This is a genomic window from Quyinboa sediminis (assembly GCF_042219855.1).
GTDB lineage: Bacteria > Bacteroidota > Bacteroidia > Bacteroidales > UBA5342 > JBHJHP01.
Genome location: NZ_JBHJHP010000009.1, coordinates 62,498 through 79,054, shown reverse-complemented (window position 1 = coordinate 79,054; position 16,557 = coordinate 62,498). Strand labels below are relative to the sequence as shown.

The 16,557-nt window shown below is 38.4% G+C and carries 20 protein-coding genes; 15 read left to right on the top strand and 5 right to left on the bottom strand.

What is annotated here, in order from left to right; genetic code table 11:
* Positions 1 to 13 precede the first annotated feature (13 nt).
* The 15 genes from rplR (at position 14) to ACE1EF_RS18095 (ending at position 9,933) form a co-directional block, all read left to right on the top strand.
* Entirely contained in the window at positions 14 to 373 is a 360-nt protein-coding gene (rplR, locus tag ACE1EF_RS18165; RefSeq protein WP_375722122.1) for a 50S ribosomal protein L18, read from the top strand.
* A gap of 5 nt (positions 374 to 378) precedes the next feature.
* Complete coding sequence (gene rpsE / locus ACE1EF_RS18160) at positions 379 to 897, top strand: 30S ribosomal protein S5 (protein ID WP_375722121.1); 519 nt, start codon at positions 379 to 381, stop codon at positions 895 to 897.
* Positions 898 to 909: 12 nt separating this feature from the next.
* The gene (gene rpmD / locus ACE1EF_RS18155) at positions 910 to 1,095 is read left to right on the top strand and encodes a 50S ribosomal protein L30 (protein WP_375722120.1); all 186 of its coding nucleotides are present in this window, start codon (positions 910 to 912) and stop codon (positions 1,093 to 1,095) included.
* 27 nt (positions 1,096 to 1,122) lie between these two features.
* The gene (gene rplO / locus ACE1EF_RS18150; RefSeq protein ID WP_375722119.1) at positions 1,123 to 1,569 is read left to right on the top strand and encodes a 50S ribosomal protein L15; all 447 of its coding nucleotides are present in this window, start codon (positions 1,123 to 1,125) and stop codon (positions 1,567 to 1,569) included.
* A gap of 4 nt (positions 1,570 to 1,573) precedes the next feature.
* On the top strand, positions 1,574 to 2,917 hold the full coding sequence (gene secY / locus ACE1EF_RS18145) for a preprotein translocase subunit SecY (RefSeq protein ID WP_375722118.1): 1,344 nt from the start codon (positions 1,574 to 1,576) through the stop codon (positions 2,915 to 2,917).
* 12 nt (positions 2,918 to 2,929) lie between these two features.
* Entirely contained in the window at positions 2,930 to 3,718 is a 789-nt protein-coding gene (gene map / locus ACE1EF_RS18140) for a type I methionyl aminopeptidase (RefSeq protein ID WP_375722117.1), read from the top strand.
* A 4-nt stretch (positions 3,719 to 3,722) separates the two neighbouring features.
* Positions 3,723 to 3,941 (top strand): translation initiation factor IF-1, encoded by a 219-nt coding sequence (gene infA, locus ACE1EF_RS18135; RefSeq protein ID WP_375722116.1) that lies wholly within the window; start codon positions 3,723 to 3,725, stop codon positions 3,939 to 3,941.
* Between the two features lie 20 nt (positions 3,942 to 3,961).
* On the top strand, positions 3,962 to 4,078 hold the full coding sequence (gene ykgO / locus ACE1EF_RS18130; RefSeq protein WP_375722115.1) for a type B 50S ribosomal protein L36: 117 nt from the start codon (positions 3,962 to 3,964) through the stop codon (positions 4,076 to 4,078).
* Positions 4,079 to 4,106: 28 nt separating this feature from the next.
* The gene (gene rpsM, locus ACE1EF_RS18125) at positions 4,107 to 4,478 is read left to right on the top strand and encodes a 30S ribosomal protein S13 (protein WP_375722114.1); all 372 of its coding nucleotides are present in this window, start codon (positions 4,107 to 4,109) and stop codon (positions 4,476 to 4,478) included.
* 22 nt (positions 4,479 to 4,500) lie between these two features.
* Positions 4,501 to 4,890: a 30S ribosomal protein S11 gene (gene rpsK / locus ACE1EF_RS18120; RefSeq protein WP_375722113.1), complete on the top strand. Its 390-nt coding sequence runs from the start codon at positions 4,501 to 4,503 to the stop codon at positions 4,888 to 4,890.
* A gap of 134 nt (positions 4,891 to 5,024) precedes the next feature.
* On the top strand, positions 5,025 to 5,630 hold the full coding sequence (gene rpsD, locus ACE1EF_RS18115) for a 30S ribosomal protein S4 (RefSeq protein WP_375722112.1): 606 nt from the start codon (positions 5,025 to 5,027) through the stop codon (positions 5,628 to 5,630).
* Positions 5,631 to 5,641: 11 nt separating this feature from the next.
* Positions 5,642 to 6,634 (top strand): DNA-directed RNA polymerase subunit alpha, encoded by a 993-nt coding sequence (locus ACE1EF_RS18110; RefSeq protein WP_375722111.1) that lies wholly within the window; start codon positions 5,642 to 5,644, stop codon positions 6,632 to 6,634.
* A 5-nt stretch (positions 6,635 to 6,639) separates the two neighbouring features.
* The gene (gene rplQ / locus ACE1EF_RS20105) at positions 6,640 to 7,263 is read left to right on the top strand and encodes a 50S ribosomal protein L17 (RefSeq protein ID WP_473774516.1); all 624 of its coding nucleotides are present in this window, start codon (positions 6,640 to 6,642) and stop codon (positions 7,261 to 7,263) included.
* Positions 7,264 to 7,436: 173 nt separating this feature from the next.
* Positions 7,437 to 8,723, top strand: coding sequence for a phosphopyruvate hydratase (gene eno / locus ACE1EF_RS18100; RefSeq protein WP_375722110.1), 1,287 nt, complete (start codon positions 7,437 to 7,439; stop codon positions 8,721 to 8,723).
* A 106-nt stretch (positions 8,724 to 8,829) separates the two neighbouring features.
* Positions 8,830 to 9,933, top strand: coding sequence for a mannose-1-phosphate guanylyltransferase (locus tag ACE1EF_RS18095; protein WP_375722109.1), 1,104 nt, complete (start codon positions 8,830 to 8,832; stop codon positions 9,931 to 9,933).
* 74 nt (positions 9,934 to 10,007) lie between these two features.
* Here ACE1EF_RS18095 and porN read toward each other — a convergent pair whose 3' ends face one another.
* From porN to ACE1EF_RS18070, 5 genes are read right to left on the bottom strand one after another with little or no spacing between them, the layout of a single operon-like run.
* A complete protein-coding gene (porN, locus tag ACE1EF_RS18090) occupies positions 10,008 to 10,937 on the bottom strand; it encodes a type IX secretion system ring subunit PorN/GldN (RefSeq protein WP_375722108.1) in 930 nt (309 codons plus the stop codon).
* 24 nt (positions 10,938 to 10,961) lie between these two features.
* Positions 10,962 to 12,584, bottom strand: a complete 1,623-nt coding sequence (porM, locus tag ACE1EF_RS18085; protein ID WP_375722107.1) for a type IX secretion system motor protein PorM/GldM — start codon at positions 12,582 to 12,584, stop codon at positions 10,962 to 10,964.
* 37 nt (positions 12,585 to 12,621) lie between these two features.
* Entirely contained in the window at positions 12,622 to 13,539 is a 918-nt protein-coding gene (porL, locus tag ACE1EF_RS18080; protein WP_375722106.1) for a type IX secretion system motor protein PorL/GldL, read from the bottom strand.
* Between the two features lie 34 nt (positions 13,540 to 13,573).
* Positions 13,574 to 15,271, bottom strand: coding sequence for a T9SS ring complex lipoprotein PorK/GldK (porK, locus tag ACE1EF_RS18075; protein WP_375722105.1), 1,698 nt, complete (start codon positions 15,269 to 15,271; stop codon positions 13,574 to 13,576).
* Positions 15,272 to 15,297: 26 nt separating this feature from the next.
* Positions 15,298 to 16,335, bottom strand: a complete 1,038-nt coding sequence (locus ACE1EF_RS18070) for a PorP/SprF family type IX secretion system membrane protein (protein WP_375722104.1) — start codon at positions 16,333 to 16,335, stop codon at positions 15,298 to 15,300.
* Between the last annotated feature and the right edge of the window lie 222 nt (positions 16,336 to 16,557).

Below are 16,557 nucleotides of genomic sequence, written 5' to 3'. Positions count from 1 at the left end.
AAATTAGGAAACTATGTCATTTGATAAAGTTAAAAGAAGAGAAAGAATTAAAAGACGTGTAAGAAAGATCGTTTCCGGTACAGCGGAAAGACCTCGTATTACGGTCTTCAGAAGCAATAAACAGATTTATGTTCAGGTTGTTGACGATTTAGCAGGTAAAACATTAGCTGCTGCGTCATCAGTAGACAAGGAACTGTCTGGGAAAGAGTTCAAGAATAAGATTGAAGAAGCTGCAGCTGTAGGTGAGTTACTTGCTCAGCGTGCCACAAAAGCAGGAATAGCTTCATGTGTGTTCGACAGAAACGGATATTTGTACCACGGAAGGGTAAAAAGCCTGGCAGATGGTGCTCGTAAAGGAGGACTTAATTTCTAATAACTATGGCAGGATTAGTACAAAAAGTAAAAACAACAAGCGATCTTGATTTAAAAGACAGACTTGTAGCAATCAACAGGGTTACCAAAGTAACGAAAGGTGGACGTACCTTCAGTTTTTCTGCCATTGTTGTTGTAGGAGATGAAAACGGAATTGTTGGATGGGGATTAGGTAAGGCAAATGAAGTAACAACGGCCATTTCAAAGGGTGTTGAAGCTGCAAAGAAAAACCTGATTAAAGTACCGGTTAAAAACGGCACTATACCTCACGAACAAATTGCCAAGTACGGTGGAGCTACAGTGTTTATGAAACCTGCTTCTCATGGTACCGGAGTAAAAGCCGGTGGTGCGATGCGTGCCGTACTTGAGAGTGTTGGTGTAAAGGACGTACTGGCAAAATCAAAAGGTTCTTCTAACCCTCACAACCTGGTAAAGGCTACAATCGAAGCTTTAAAGGAACTGAGAGATGCTGAAACCGTTGCCAAGTTGCGCAGTGTTTCACTCGATAAAGTGTTTAACGGATAATAACCTGGTAAGATGGCTAAAACAAAAAAGATCAGAATTAAGCAAGTCAATAGTGGAATTGATTGCCCTGAAAAACAGATCAGAATTTTGAGGGCTTTGGGAATTCGTAAATTGCACCAGGTTGTTGAGAAAGATGCCACACCGGAAATTCTCGGTATGGTGGATAAAGTAAAACACCTGGTTGAAGTAGTAAATTAATTGATAATCCTTTAACAGAATATAAAAATGGATTTAAGTAATTTAAAACCGGCAAATGGTTCAACCAAATCACGTAAACGTATCGGTCGCGGACAGGGTTCCGGACATGGAGGTACTTCTACACGTGGTCACAAAGGAGCCAAATCCCGTTCCGGTTATTCTAAAAAAATCGGTTTTGAAGGTGGTCAGATGCCTTTACAGCGCCGCGTTCCTAAGTTTGGATTTAAAAACATCAATCGTGTAGAATACAAAGGTATTAATGTAGATACACTGCAGAAGTTGGCTGAAGCCAAAAAACTGGATAAAATTGATATCCAGGCTTTGCATGACGCCGGACTGGTTGCCAAGAACGATCTTGTGAAGATTCTTGGTAATGGTGCAATCTCGTTAAAAGTCGAAGTAACTGCACATGCATTTTCTAAAAAGGCTGCAGAACTTATTGAAGCTGCAGGCGGAACTGTTGTAAAACTTTAATTTCATGAAGAAGCTAATTCAGACATTAAAGAATATCTGGAGTATCGAGGATCTGAGAGCTCGGATTATTTCCACTTTAGGTTTCTTACTTATTTACAGGTTCGGATCATTCGTGGTTTTACCGGGAATAGATCCAGCCCATCTTGAAGCGTTAAAAAGCCAGACCGCAACCGGTGTATTAGGTATTCTGGATATGTTTTCCGGAGGTGCTTTCTCCAATGCATCCGTTTTTGCGTTAGGTATTATGCCTTATATCTCGGCTTCAATTGTAATCCAGTTATTAGGTATTGCAGTACCTTATTTCCAAAGGTTACAACGTGAAGGTGAAAGTGGAAGAAGAAAAATCAATCAGATTACACGGTACCTTACAGTTATTATTCTTGTTGTACAGGCTCCTTCATATCTTGTGAACTTATACAGTCAGCTCCCGGCTGAGGCATTTGCAATGAATAATACGTGGTTTAAAATATCATCTACAATAATCCTTACTGCCGGAACCATGTTTATCATGTGGTTAGGAGAAAGAATTACAGATAAAGGTATTGGAAACGGTATATCCCTTATCATTATGATAGGTATTATTGCCCGTTTACCATTTGCTTTTGTAGGTGAGGTTGGTTCACGTTTTACGGAAACTGCAGGCGGTGGTTTGGTTATGTTATTAATCGAACTTGTTGTGCTGCTCGCTGTAATTGGTGCTTCTATTCTATTGGTTCAGGGAACCAGGAAAGTACCTGTACAATATGCTAAAAGGATAGTAGGAAATAAACAATATGGTGGTGTAAGACAATACATTCCGCTGAAGGTTAATGCAGCCGGTGTAATGCCTATCATTTTTGCTCAGGCTATTATGTTTTTGCCCGTTACAATTGCAGGGTTTTCACAAAGTGAGAGCATGACCGCTTTTGCTACGGCCTTTGCTAACCCGTTGGGATGGGTATATAACTTAACACAGGCAATTTTGATTATTGCATTTACTTATTTCTATACTGCCATAACAATTAATCCAAACCAGATGGCTGAGGATATGAAGAGAAACGGTGGTTTTATACCAGGGGTTAAACCGGGTAAAAAGACGGCTGATTTTCTGGATTCTGTGATGTCAAAAATTACATTACCGGGTTCATTCTTCCTTGCATTTGTTGCCATACTGCCGGCTTTTGCCATGATGGCAGGTGTTACACAGCAATTCGCATATTTCTACGGAGGAACATCTTTGCTTATTATGGTTGGAGTTGTGCTTGATACCCTTCAGCAAATTGAAAGTCATTTGTTGATGAGGCATTATGATGGTTTGATGAAGTCAGGAAGGATTAAAGGTCGTACCGGTGGTGCGGCAGCCTTCTAAAACGTTCTTTTAATGATTTATTTAAAAACGGACGAGGAAATAGAACTCCTGAGGGAAAGCAATCTTTTGGTTTCAAAAACGCATGCAGAAGTTGCAAAGCATATTGAACCCGGAATCTCAACGCTGGAACTAGACAGGATCGCAGAGGAATTTATCAGGGATCACCACGCTGAACCAGCATTTTTGGGTTATGGCGGTTTCCCGAATACCTTGTGTATGTCCGTTAATGATATGGTTGTGCATGGCATACCTTCAGACTACAGATTAAAGGATGGAGATATTGTTTCAGTTGACTGTGGTGTTCTTAAAAATGGTTATTACGGTGATTCAGCTTATACCTTTACAGTGGGAAACGTTGATGAATCCGTAAGAAAGCTATTAAGAGTAACAAAAGAAGCACTTTATAAAGGCATCGAAATGGCAGTTTCCGGAAACAGGTTGGGAGATCTTGGATATACGATACAGAAGTATTGTGAAAAGAATGGATATTCGGTAGTCAGGGAAATGGTAGGACATGGTATTGGCAGGAACCTGCATGAAAAGCCTGAAGTGCCAAATTATGGTCAGCAGGGTAGAGGGGTTTTACTGAAATCGGGAATGGTTATAGCGATTGAACCAATGATCAATATGGGTAAAAAAGACATTTACCTTGAAAAAGATAACTGGACAATCCGGACCAAAGATCATCAGCCCGCCGCCCACTTTGAACACACGGTGGCCATCAGGAAGGGTAAAGCTGATATTTTATCAACCTTTGATTATATTGAAGAAGTATTAAACGAACGAAATATAAAATTATAAATTTATGTCCAAACAGGCTTCTATAGAGCAAGATGGTACAATTATTGAAGCATTGTCTAATGCAATGTTCCGGGTTGAGCTTGAAAATGGTCATGTGATCACGGCTCATATTTCTGGTAAAATGCGGATGCACTATATCAGAATCCTGCCTGGTGACAAAGTAAAAGTTGAAATGTCTCCCTACGATTTAACAAAAGGGAGAATAACATTCAGATATAAATAATTTTAAAAAGATAGAGGAAGATGAAAGTTAGAGCATCAGTTAAGAAACGCTCACCCGAATGTAAGATCGTTAGGAGAAAAGGGCGTCTGTATGTAATTAATAAAAAGAATCCCAAGTTTAAACAACGTCAGGGATAATTAACTAATTTTGCAAAAATTTTAAGAAATGGCTATACGTATAGTTGGTGTTGACCTTCCGCAAAACAAAAGAGGTGAGATTGCTCTTACCTACATATTCGGAATTGGCAGAAGCAAAGCTCAGCAGATTCTGGAATTAGCTGGTGTTGATCGTGATATTAAGGTAGAAGAGTGGACAGACGATCAGATAGCAGGTGTAAGAAAAGCTATCGCCGAAACTACAAAGGTTGAAGGTGAGTTGAGATCAGAAATTCAGTTAAACATTAAACGTTTAATGGACATTGGTTGTTACAGAGGAATTCGTCATCGTATCGGGCTTCCTGTTCGTGGTCAGTCTACTAAAAATAACGCACGTACACGTAAAGGAAAACGTAAGACTGTAGCAAATAAGAAAAAGTAAACAGTAACATTTAGATAAGGTTATGGCAAAAAAGTCAGGAACTCAAAGAAAGAGAAAAGTTAAAGTTGAGGCTACAGGTCAGGCTCACATCCATTCTTCCTTTAATAACATAATTGTATCGTTAACCAATAGTGACGGTCAGGTTATTTCATGGTCATCAGCCGGAAAAATGGGATTCAGAGGTTCTAAAAAGAACACCCCTTATGCAGCTCAGGTTGCAGCACAGGATTGCTCAAAAGTAGCATATGATCTGGGTCTTAGAAAAGTGAGAGTTTTTGTAAAAGGACCAGGTAACGGAAGAGAATCTGCTATCCGTACCATCCACAGCAGTGGTATTGAAGTGTCAGAAATTGTTGACGTTACACCAATTCCACATAACGGATGTCGTCCTCCTAAAAGAAGGAGAGTATAATTAATAAGTTGTTTTAGGTTTTATGTTTTGAATAATGAATTGATTGCATGATTCTTCCTCTCTGTAATCGCGGCTGCAATGCATAATTCATAATCTAAAATCAAAATTTAAAATCAAAGCAAAAAAGTAATACAATGGCAAAGTATATCGGACCAAAGTCTAAAATTGCAAGGAAGTTTGGAGAACCAATCTTCGGACCAGACAAAGTTTTAAATAAAAGAAACTATCCTCCTGGACAACATGGTAACAACAGGAGAAGAAAAACAACTGAATATGGTGATCAGTTGAAAGAAAAACAGAAAGCAAAATACACCTATGGCGTATTGGAAAAACAATTCCGTAATACGTTCCAGAAAGCTCATCGTAAGAAAGGTATTACCGGTGAAATTTTGCTTCAGATGCTTGAAAGCAGACTTGACAATGTGGTTTACCGCTTAGGTATTGCTCCAACAAGAGCAGGTGCCAGACAGCTGGTAGGACATCGTCATATTGTTGTAGATGGTAAAGTTGTGAATATTCCTTCGTACCAGGTTAAGCCGGGTCAGGTTATAGGTGTTCGCGAAAGGTCTAAATCTCTTTTGGTAATCACGGAATCGTTGAGGGGTGAAAATCACTCTAAATATTCCTGGCTGGAATGGGATGAGAATTCTTTGAGTGGTAAATTTATGAATATACCTGCACGAGAAGACATACCCGAAAATATTAAAGAACAATTGATCGTTGAATTGTACTCTAAATAAAAATTTAGTATATGGCTATATTAGCATTTCAAAAACCCGATAAGGTAATCATGCTTGAGTCGGATGATAAATTCGGTAAATTCGAATTTCGTCCATTAGAGCCAGGTTATGGAATTACCATAGGTAACGCTTTAAGGCGTATTTTACTTTCATCACTCGAAGGATTTGCTATTACCTCTATAAAAATTGAAGGTGTTGAACACGAATTCTCAACCATTCCTGGTGTTATGGAAGATGTTGTTGAGATAGTACTTAACTTCAAACAGGTTCGCCTTCGTCGCTTGGTTGATGAAGTAGAAAGTGAAAAAGTCACTGTAAATGTAACCGGTTCAAAAGAGTTTAAAGCTGGTGATATCAGTAAATTTCTTACCGGATTTGAAGTGCTGAATCCAGAATTGGTAATTTGCAGAATGGATGAAGGTGTTAATCTTTCCGTTGACATCACAATCAACAAAGGACGTGGTTATGTGCCGGCAGTGGAAAATACCCCTTCAACAGAAGAATTCGGTTTAATTCCAATTGATTCTATTTACACGCCAATTAAAAATGTGAAGTATTATATTGAGAACTACAGGGTAGAACAGAAAACGGACTACGAAAAGCTGGTTCTTGAGATTACTTCAGATGGATCAATACATCCGAAAGATGCTTTAAAAGAGGCGGCAAAAATCCTGATTTATCATTTCATGCTCTTTTCCGATGAGCGTATTACGCTCGATACAGACGAGAAAAACGGCGCAGAAGAATTTGATGAAGAAGTATTGCATATGCGTCAGCTTCTGAAGACAAAATTAACTGACATGGATCTTTCTGTCAGAGCACTTAATTGTCTTAAAGCAGCCGATGTGGAAACACTTGGAGATTTAGTTGTTTTCAATAAAAATGACTTGTTAAAATTCAGAAACTTCGGTAAGAAATCTCTGACCGAGCTGGAAGAATTGCTGGTTTCCCTGAGTTTGACATTCGGTATGGATATCAGTAAGTACAAACTTGACAAAGAGTAATTAAAATGAGACACAGGAAGAAGTTCAATCATTTAGGAAGAACAACATCTCACAGAAAGGCAATGTTATCGAACATGGCTGTTTCTTTGATAAAACATAAAAGAATTCATACAACATTAGCCAAGGCTAAAGCATTGAAGGTTTTTATTGAGCCGCTCATCACTAAAAGTAAGGAGGATACAACACACTCCAGAAGAACTGCATTCAGTTATCTGAAAGATAAGGAAGCTGTTTCAATTCTGTTTAGGGAAGTATCAGAAAAAGTAGCTCAGAGGCCAGGAGGGTATACCAGGATTCTGAAAACAGGAAACCGTATTGGTGACAATGCAGAAATGTGTTTTATCGAGTTGGTTGATTTCAATGAGAATATGCTGGAATCTGCTTCAACCAAAAAATCTACACGAAGAAGAAGATCTTCATCTAAGAAAAAAACTGAATCATCACCTGCAGCAGAAGTAAAAGCTGAAACTGAAGTGAAGGAAGAAGTTAAAGATGCAGTGGTAGAGGAAAAAGAGGTAAAAGCAGAACCTGAAACCGAAGCAAAAGAGGAAAGTAAAGCGCCTGAGGCGAAAGCTGATACTCCTGCTGAAGAAGCTTCGGATGACGAAGAAAAGAAAAAAGAAGAGTAGTTATAAACTACCCGAATTAAGGAATAAAGGGATGCAAATTTTGCATCCCTTTTTTAATGTTTTTTCATTTTTTAAGTTGAGTAATAATTTCTAAATAAGTAACTTTGGGGTGCTCAAAATTTGGGCATGAAAAATCAGAAATTAATAATAGTTTTAATATAAATCATTAGATTATGTCAGAGATTATAAGTATTCATGCACGTGAAATACTCGATTCACGTGGTAATCCGACTCTAGAAGTAGAAGTTTTAACTGCCAGTGGGGCAACAGGTCGTGCTGCTGTTCCGTCAGGGGCATCAACGGGCGAGAATGAAGCACTCGAATTGCGTGATGGTGATAAGAGCCGTTACCTTGGTAAAGGTGTTTTAAAAGCTGTTGAAAATGTAAATTCTGTTATTGCAGAAGAAATTATTGGCATGGATGTTACGGATCAGGTTGGTATTGATAAAGCAATGCTTGCACTTGATGGTACAAAAACGAAAAGCAAACTTGGAGCAAATGCAATGTTGGGTGTATCACTGGCTGTTGCAAAAGCTGCTGCTGATTTGTTAGGCATGCCATTATACCGTTATATTGGTGGAACCAACACTACAGTGCTGCCTGTTCCAATGATGAATATCATCAATGGTGGTTCTCATTCGGATGCACCTATTGCCTTCCAGGAATTTATGATTCGTCCGGTTGGTGCACCAACATTCAAAGAAGGTTTAAGAATGGGAGCAGAAGTATTCCATGCACTTAAATCAATCATTAAAGGTAAAGGGCTGAGTACAGCTGTTGGTGATGAAGGTGGATTTGCGCCTAACTTCTCCGGCGGTACAGAAGAAGCACTTGACAGTGTGATTGAAGCCATCAAAAAAGCCGGTTATGAACCTGGTAAAGATGTTACAATAGCACTTGATTGTGCATCTTCAGAATTCTTCAAAGATGGCGTTTATGATTATTCTAAATTTGAAGGTCCAAACGGAGCAAAACGTAATTCCACTGAACAGGCAGACTATCTGGCTGAACTGATCGCAAAGTATCCAATCGACTCTGTTGAGGATGGTTGTGATGAAAACGACTGGGAAGGATGGAAGATTCTTACAGATAAACTTGGCGACAAAGTACAGCTGGTAGGTGACGATTTATTCGTAACAAATGTTGAATTCCTGAGAAAAGGTATTGAACTGGGTTGTGCTAACTCAATTCTGATTAAAGTAAATCAGATCGGTACATTAACAGAAACGTTGGATGCTATTGAAATGGCTCACAGACATGGATACACTTCTGTTACATCACATCGTTCCGGCGAAACAGAAGATGCAACCATCGCTGACATTGCTGTTGCGACAAACAGTGGTCAGATTAAAACCGGTTCTTTAAGCAGATCAGACAGGATGGCTAAATACAACCAGTTGCTTCGTATTGAAGAAGAACTTGGAGACAGCGCCGTTTACGGTTATAAAAGAGTGAAGTAATAATTAAACTTCAATACAGGAAAGCCATCCGTTCACCAACGGATGGCTTTTTTATTAACTTTTCTTTAGCGTTTTACATTTGATATACCAATAAAAAAGTGTTAATTTGGGAAACATCAAAAGTGTATATAAAATGAAGAATGCTTATTGTGTGATTATGGCCGGTGGCATCGGAAGCCGGTTTTGGCCCCTTAGTAAAACACAGAAACCTAAACAATTCCTCGATATTTTAGGAACGGGAAGAACGTTGATTCAACAAACATTCGACAGGTTTAATAAATTAATGCCTGCAGAAAATATATATGTTGTATCCAATAAAATTTATAAAGATATTATTCTGGAACAGTTACCTGAACTGACAGAAGAACAGGTACTGCTTGAACCGGCAATGAGGAATACTGCCCCTTGTATTGCGTATGCTACCTATAAGATAATGTCCAGAGATCCGGATGCGAACTTTGTGGTCGCGCCTTCCGATCATCTTATATTGAAAGAGGAAGAATTCATCCGTAACATCTCAGACGGTTTAAACTTTACAAGTGAGAGCGGGAACCTTCTTACGCTTGGGATCAAACCTTCAAGGCCGGAAACGGGATACGGTTATATTCAGATCAAAGCGAACGAAGATGGGGTGGATTCAATTTTTAATGAAGTGAAAACCTTCACTGAGAAGCCCGATCTTGAACTGGCAAAAGTCTTTCTTGAAAGTGGCGATTTCTACTGGAATTCAGGTATTTTTTTGTGGAAAGGAGATACAATACTTAAAGCCTTTAATCTGCATCTGATAGACGTAGCACAAAAATTTGCTGATGGTAATGCTATATACTATACTCCCGGGGAACAGTCCTTTATCGAAGAAGCATATCCGAGTTGTAAAAATATTTCCATTGATTATGGCATAATGGAAAAGGCTGATAATGTATTTGTCTTATGTGCTGATTTTGGTTGGTCCGATTTAGGCACCTGGGGATCATTGTATGATCAGTTGCCAAAGGATGATAACGCTAATGCTTCGAATAAAAAAGTTTTCATGTACGATGCAAAGAATAATCTGATTAATGTTCCGGAAGATAAGATTGTGGTCCTGCAGGGTCTTGAGGATTTTATTGTTGTGGAATCTGATGATACATTATTAATTTGCAAGATGTCGGAGGAGCAGAGAATTAAACACTTTGTAAATGATGTTAAACTGGAGTTGGGTACAGACTGATCCGACTAACAGGAGTTATATAAAATAAGAAAGCCGGTTTGCAAACCGGCTTTCTTATTTTAGGACCAAACATTCTAGTAAGCCCATATATCTTCTTCAAGATTGATAAGTCGTGTTTCTATTTCCTGACGTTGTTTTGCAATCTGATCGGGTGTAAGATTATAATCGATGAATTTTTTACCCTGCAGATTCTCTGCCTGTACAATTTCTCCTGAATACAACCTTGATGTGAAATAAGCATCCATGCTATACTGGTTCATTCCAACGGTAGCATTAAAATCGGATAATTTGATCGGTACCTGTACCAGGTATTTTCTGAGTTGATCAAATGGCATCCATCCGATTGAAATCGCTGACTGGGAAACGGGATCTTTTATATAAGGACAAATCGCTCTCACTTCCGATCGGAATGTTGAATATCGTTTATTAAAAAACCATACCTCGTAAAGATCATATTTATAAATCTGGTTGCTTAATTCTGTCATAATCGTATTTACCCTGTCCTGGGAGAATATCTTTGGTAGATACGCAAACAAACTATCCTGAGGTATAGTAATCTTTGGGTCTCCATCAGCGACAATAATGGTAAATTCATCGCCGGTTGGCTGGAAAAGGAAACATCTGTCTTCCACTTTTTTCTGAAGGTTAAATGCATTGTATACACTTGTGGCTTCCTGTGGTTCTTCTTCCATCTCCTGGTCGCTGTATTTGTAAACCGGAATTGGGAATTCATCATTTCCAATACTTTCAAGAATCACCGTTCCTAAATTTTTTCTGTTTTTGACAGGCGTTTTTGGCAATGCCAAAGGTTGATTCGGCGTCTCTTCCAGATTTAAAGTTCTCCACAGCTTATATTCGTAATATAAATCAACATCCCCCTCTTTGGTTGACATATATTCAATAGGCTTATCACCCTTTAGAGGAGAATCAGATTCTTCCTGTGCCTGAATGAATGGTGATGCTGTGAGGACAGCTGTTAGTAAGATGATTATTTTCTTATTCATAAGAATATGATTTATTTTCTATTGTTAATTTACTTCGGCAACGATTGGCGGTAACGTTCTTGTTATACCATCAGGTCCTTTGGCCTTAACTTCGGTTATTGTAATGGTTCCATGGAATTCTTTTAAAAATTCAAGCGTAGCAGGGTTAAATTCCGATCCCTGCGTCGGTTCTGCTTTCACATTACCATTGCTGTTATTCATAAGAATTCTGAAACTCAGTACATCATAATTCACTTCAAAGTCAGATCCGGGCAACATTGCTTTAATGCCCTTAAAATATTTCAACAATCTGAAATCTATCTTGGAATCATTAGTTGTTTTGTCAATACGTTTAATACTGCCACTGGCATCAGCCGAAACTTCCTGATAGGCAATAAATGATAGAGGGTCAGGTAAAAGTTTAACCCTGAACGGATAGTCTGCTATATGTTGTGTTTTACCTTCAATAATAGCATCAACTGTTATAACAGCATCTTTGTTAAAATCTTTTGGTATGGCAATATAACTCTGCCCATCTGATGCAGGTTTTAAAGTACCGTTAGACGAGGAAGGTCTTAAATCACTTGCTGCGATGCCAGGTGCAGATATGCTTACAGGATTCTCCACCCCCGCGTATAACACATTCATTTTTGTTGCAGATACGGTTGCAAACGGATCTACAACTTCATATTTCAACTCATCAAGTTCATGTTTTATTTCATTTCCTTCATCATCTTTTCTTACGATTTGTCCTTTGAGTGTAAACACACCGGTCTGATCACAAACTTTAGTGTAAACGCCCCTGTTTGAAGGATTAAGAGCCTGCCCATTCACATAATATACCGGATTATTGGTTGTGTCTCTACCTGCCAGTAACATCTGAGCAGAGAATGTTCCTCCCCGGATAATGGTCGTGGATTTTGGAATGATATGCGCTTCAACTTTATTCACTTTAAAGTCTTTTGCATCAATTTGTCTTAACAGAAACTGGATAACCTGCGATTCTGCATCCCTGACGTCATTTTGTAACTTAGACATCAATGCAACTGATGCTGCAACCGGCATCCATGAGAAGTATACCTGTTCCCACTCCTTCTCTTCTCCGTCTCTGTCTTTCATTCTCGGCGTAGATAAGGAACCGTTTAAAGAATTAACAATTGATGTATCCAGTGTTCCATTATTGATCTTAATGGCATCTTCCATAATATCAATAAGGGACTCGCGATAATAGTTGATTCCTTCTTTCAGTTGTACCCCTTTACTGTTTTTACCTCCCAGTAACATTACTCTTTCAGGAGCATCAAGGTTATCTTTTGCATTGATACTGTCGGGATTACCTGTAGGTCCATCAACATCGCGGACAATCTCCAGTTTGTATTCATCAATTTTTTCATAAAGGGAATCACTCAGTGATTTTACGATCTGAGCTTTTTCACGCCATTGAGCAACTTTCAATGGATTCATTTCCTCTTTATTTTTGAAGTCCTCCAGTATTGCACTGTTTCTTTCTCCAATATTTTTGGCACTACTGCGGAGACTTTCATCTACCCTTGTAAAACCATTCAATACCTCACTGGAAACGTTCAGCGCTAACATAGCAGTCAAAAACAGGTACATCATACCTATCATCTTCTGTCGCGGCGTTTCGGAACAATTCTTAGAACCCATAATCTACTTCTTTTCTTTAACCAGAGGTATTGTTATATTAAGATTCAATATTCAGTGCATTAAGCATATTGCCATAAACGGCATTCAAATCTGAAATTTGTTTTTTAAGTTTTGCTGCCTCATTCTTATAGGCTTCCACATCTGCAATGGAATCAGAATAATTTTTGGATATTTCACCAAGATTTGCACTGATTTTCTTAGCTTCTGTAAGCTCTGCCTTCGCTTCTTCCAATTGCTGATTAATGGTTTGTAGTTGCAGCTCATACACAGAATTAATTTTTGTTAGATTGCCGCTGACGGAAGTCAAAGTGGATGAAATCTGTGCGGAATCTTTACCTAAATCTGTTATACTTTTCTCAAGTGACTGAGCCGAATTTGTATACGCAGTCATCAACTGGTTTGAAGCTGTGGAAATTGACTCAATACCTTTATTCTGCACATCTGCGAAATGGTCAGCTGATGAAGCAGCTTTTTCAATATTTTTAATGTAATTTTCAGTCGCAATGCTTGCTCCGGATATATCATTCATCTGAGAGGCTGTTTTGCTTAATTTGCTTAAGCCTTCTTTTAGTTTCTCAATATCTTCTGTTGAAAGACCACTGATTTCACCAACGGCACCAACAGATGGTCCGGCGTTACTTTGAGTAACAGGTGCTGTTTTAGTTTCAACGGGAGTATGTGCATCACCATGTCCATAAGCCAGTTCAGGATAAACCAGTGACCAGTCGTGTTCCTTGTGTGGCGCTTCAAATGCACCGAGGGCAAAAAGAAAAGCTTCAGTACCCATACCCAGCATCAGCATTTCCTCCGCACCCTGAAGGTGAAGAATCTTAAATAATGCACCGATAATTACAATAGATGCTCCGATACCGTATGCGAATCCCGTAATAACCTTTCCCTGATCAGTTGAGATTGCATTCTGTACACCACTATAGATTTTACTAAATATTCCCATGATATTACTGCATTAATTTTTCTGATATAAAACTTTAATAAGGTCCGATAAATTGTCTTACACATCTGAAACCGATGTATGATCTGGCCTGATCCTGCAATTCAAATGTACGTTGACCGCACTGCAGGAAAAATCCGATGTCTTTCCATGATCCGCCCTTAACCACTTTACGTCTTAAAGTTTCAGGGTCAGATGCTGTTGCGTTAAAATTATAATCAGGATTTAAGTCATGAACAAATGATAACGCATTTTCTTTATATGCTGATCGTGTCCACTCAGCTACATTCCCGGCCATATCAAAAAGACCAAAATCGTTTGGTGGATAACTCATCACTTCAGCAGGATAAATAAAATTGTCATCAACATATTCGCCACGACCTGTTTTAAAGTTTGCCATGAAACAACCATTGGCTTTCCTGGTATAATAGCCTCCCCATGGATACATGGCAGCACGCTTTCCACCCCTTGCTGCATATTCCCACTCTGCTTCTGTAGGTAATCTGTAATCCTGTACTTTAGGTTCTCCCGTTGTTGACTGGAATGAATTTTTAAGATTTGTTCTCCAGTTACAAAACGCGTTTGCCTGTTCCCAGGTAACACCAACTACAGGATAGTTCTGATAGCCTGGATGTGAAAAGTACATTTTGGCAATTGGCTCATTATATGAGTAGTATGAAAAGTCACTCATAATGGCTAAGGTATCAGGATAAATCTGTATCGTTTTACTCATCTGGAAATCATTCCTGTCAGTAAGGCGCTTATATTTTGAAACGTTTTTAATCTCACCGGTATTCTTATCAACCACAGAAACCTGCTGGCGGATAAAATACTCCGGAAAATCTGCTGTATCCCTGTCTGTCAATGGTCTGCCAAATTTCTTTTCAAATTCTTGAGCAGGATCATTGAATTTGCCTGTAAGTGGATTAAACTTGTTGATTTCAAGAGAAGCCTGACTGTAATCCAGCCAGTTATAAGTATACGTAAGTAATTCGCTTTTGAATTCAGAACCGATAAAATAATCCGGCTGAATTTCTAGACCGGTTAGCGGATCTTCTCGGTAAAATTTCTTGTAGTAAGGAATAATAACTTCATGAATTACAGTTGAAGGAGGATTACCTGAACCGGCACCTGCCATCTGATCCAGACTGTCGAGGATATGACTTGTAAGATATGTTCTGAATTTTTCTTCGCTGAACGGATTAGTCCAGTTAATGACAGGAATCCTTTTGATACCCCTGGTTTTAAGGAAAACATTTCTGCTTTTTGTACTAACCACGCCATAAAGGTCAAGGATGTCTTCAATAAGCTTAATGTCATCATTAGACATTATACCACCACCCGACATTCCGTTTATGTTCAGGGTGCTTTTTAACTGTGTATAGGATGATGCAGTTGCCGGATCCTTGATGCGATCAAATATAAAGTTTTTGACCACCGAGTCTTTAACCCAGTAAACAAACTGTTTGTACTCACTATTGGTGATTTCAGTCTCATCCATCCAGAAAGACTCGACTGTGGTATTTTTGTTTTGTGAGTTAAATCCCCAGAATGCATCCTGATCATTTGGTCCCATAATAAATGAACCTTTTTCAATGAACAACATTCCGTAGGGATTTGGTTCGCTCCAGTATTTCTGATTAATACCAACTAATTCACCATTTCCGTTGTTTTTACAACCGGAGAGATTCAAAATTAAAATTGCCGCAACTGTAAAACCAAATAGTCTTTTCATATCTAAATGTGGCTTATATGTCATCTTTATAAAAATCTAACGCTTTTATGTTTGCTTAATTGTTTATTCATATTGACCTCAAATGAATAACTCACATAAACTTCCTGTGAACCGTAGGTTCCGTACTTCATACGGGAGGTAGTGAGGTCGAATGCATAACCAATATTAAGACCGTTTTTTAAATTTATACCGGCAAGAAAAACAAATCCTTCCTGCAGCCTGTAGCTTAAACCTCCGTAATATCTTTTGTTGTACCAGATATTGCAATTGAGATCTGCCTGCGAAATAATACCGTCCGATTTAAAAAATACGGATGGCTTAATTTCATATTTAGGTTTATCAGCTAAAACAAAATTGTAACCGGCTGTTGCATAATAAACTCTGTTGAAAAAGAAATACACACCATTCGATGTGCTTGAGAGTTCCAGCTCAGGCCGTGTTAATCTGCTGACTGATACACCGGCATAAAATTTTTCATGATCAAAGAACGCTCCAAAACCGATGTCGAACTTGGTGTCTGACGATTTCTGTGTTAAATCATTGGTGCTGCTCTCAACGGCTGTCATATAATCTGTTTCCTTGCCCTTATCCGGGATATAAATTTCACCACTCCAGGTTAGATTTATAAAGCCAGTGTTAATTCCCGCTCCCAGAACACCATTCCAAATTCTTTTACGGTACGAATATATAAAATTAATTGATAAATTGTTAAACAAACCTAAATTATCATCAATTATAGAGAGTCCCACTCCACTTTCCTGTTTGAATAGCCTCAGGTTAGTATCAAAATTAAAGACCGATGTCTGCGGATTATTGATAAAACCAACCCATTGCTGCCTTGTGAGACCAAATACATTCATTTGACCATTTCGACCTGCCGCTGCAGGATTTGAAGATAAGATATTAAACATGTTTGAACTGAATTGCGGATCCATCTGCGCATTTGTATTCTGTAAGTTAAAAAAGAATATAAATGCAGCGAATATGATGCTATTCAGAATGTAGTTTTCACTGCCATTTTTTACCCTGTTTAATATTTGCTTACCTATATTATAATGTATCACTACTGTAGTCCGGTTTTAAATTGCATTTCTTATTTTATGCTCCTTGTTTTTGTGACTACAAATGAAACGATTTTAGTTTTAAATTATTCTTTATGCCTGAAAATTTTTATTTTTCAGGTGTTAAAATTACGTAAATTATTTGTTATATAAACAATATAGTTTCATGAAATTTACATAAAACCTGTTTTTTAACATTTCAGTCCATCCATTTTCGTGTAAAAT

Bases quoted from the DNA above. Each gene is read 5' to 3' on its own strand.
- rplR (WP_375722122.1), top strand. From the start codon at position 14: ATGTCATTTGATAAAGTTAAAAGAAGAGAAAGAATTAAAAGACGTGTA.
- map (WP_375722117.1), top strand. From the start codon at position 2,930: ATGATTTATTTAAAAACGGACGAGGAAATAGAACTCCTGAGGGAAAGC.
- rpsE (WP_375722121.1), top strand. From the start codon at position 379: ATGGCAGGATTAGTACAAAAAGTAAAAACAACAAGCGATCTTGATTTA.
- rpsM (WP_375722114.1), top strand. From the start codon at position 4,107: ATGGCTATACGTATAGTTGGTGTTGACCTTCCGCAAAACAAAAGAGGT.
- rpsK (WP_375722113.1), top strand. From the start codon at position 4,501: ATGGCAAAAAAGTCAGGAACTCAAAGAAAGAGAAAAGTTAAAGTTGAG.
- ykgO (WP_375722115.1), top strand. From the start codon at position 3,962: ATGAAAGTTAGAGCATCAGTTAAGAAACGCTCACCCGAATGTAAGATC.
- rpsD (WP_375722112.1), top strand. From the start codon at position 5,025: ATGGCAAAGTATATCGGACCAAAGTCTAAAATTGCAAGGAAGTTTGGA.
- rplO (WP_375722119.1), top strand. From the start codon at position 1,123: ATGGATTTAAGTAATTTAAAACCGGCAAATGGTTCAACCAAATCACGT.
- porN (WP_375722108.1), bottom strand. From the start codon at position 10,937: ATGAATAAGAAAATAATCATCTTACTAACAGCTGTCCTCACAGCATCA.
- porL (WP_375722106.1), bottom strand. From the start codon at position 13,539: ATGGGAATATTTAGTAAAATCTATAGTGGTGTACAGAATGCAATCTCA.
- porK (WP_375722105.1), bottom strand. From the start codon at position 15,271: ATGAAAAGACTATTTGGTTTTACAGTTGCGGCAATTTTAATTTTGAAT.
- porM (WP_375722107.1), bottom strand. From the start codon at position 12,584: ATGGGTTCTAAGAATTGTTCCGAAACGCCGCGACAGAAGATGATAGGT.
- rpmD (WP_375722120.1), top strand. From the start codon at position 910: ATGGCTAAAACAAAAAAGATCAGAATTAAGCAAGTCAATAGTGGAATT.
- secY (WP_375722118.1), top strand. From the start codon at position 1,574: ATGAAGAAGCTAATTCAGACATTAAAGAATATCTGGAGTATCGAGGAT.
- eno (WP_375722110.1), top strand. From the start codon at position 7,437: ATGTCAGAGATTATAAGTATTCATGCACGTGAAATACTCGATTCACGT.
- infA (WP_375722116.1), top strand. From the start codon at position 3,723: ATGTCCAAACAGGCTTCTATAGAGCAAGATGGTACAATTATTGAAGCA.
- rplQ (WP_473774516.1), top strand. From the start codon at position 6,640: ATGAGACACAGGAAGAAGTTCAATCATTTAGGAAGAACAACATCTCAC.
- ACE1EF_RS18110 (WP_375722111.1), top strand. From the start codon at position 5,642: ATGGCTATATTAGCATTTCAAAAACCCGATAAGGTAATCATGCTTGAG.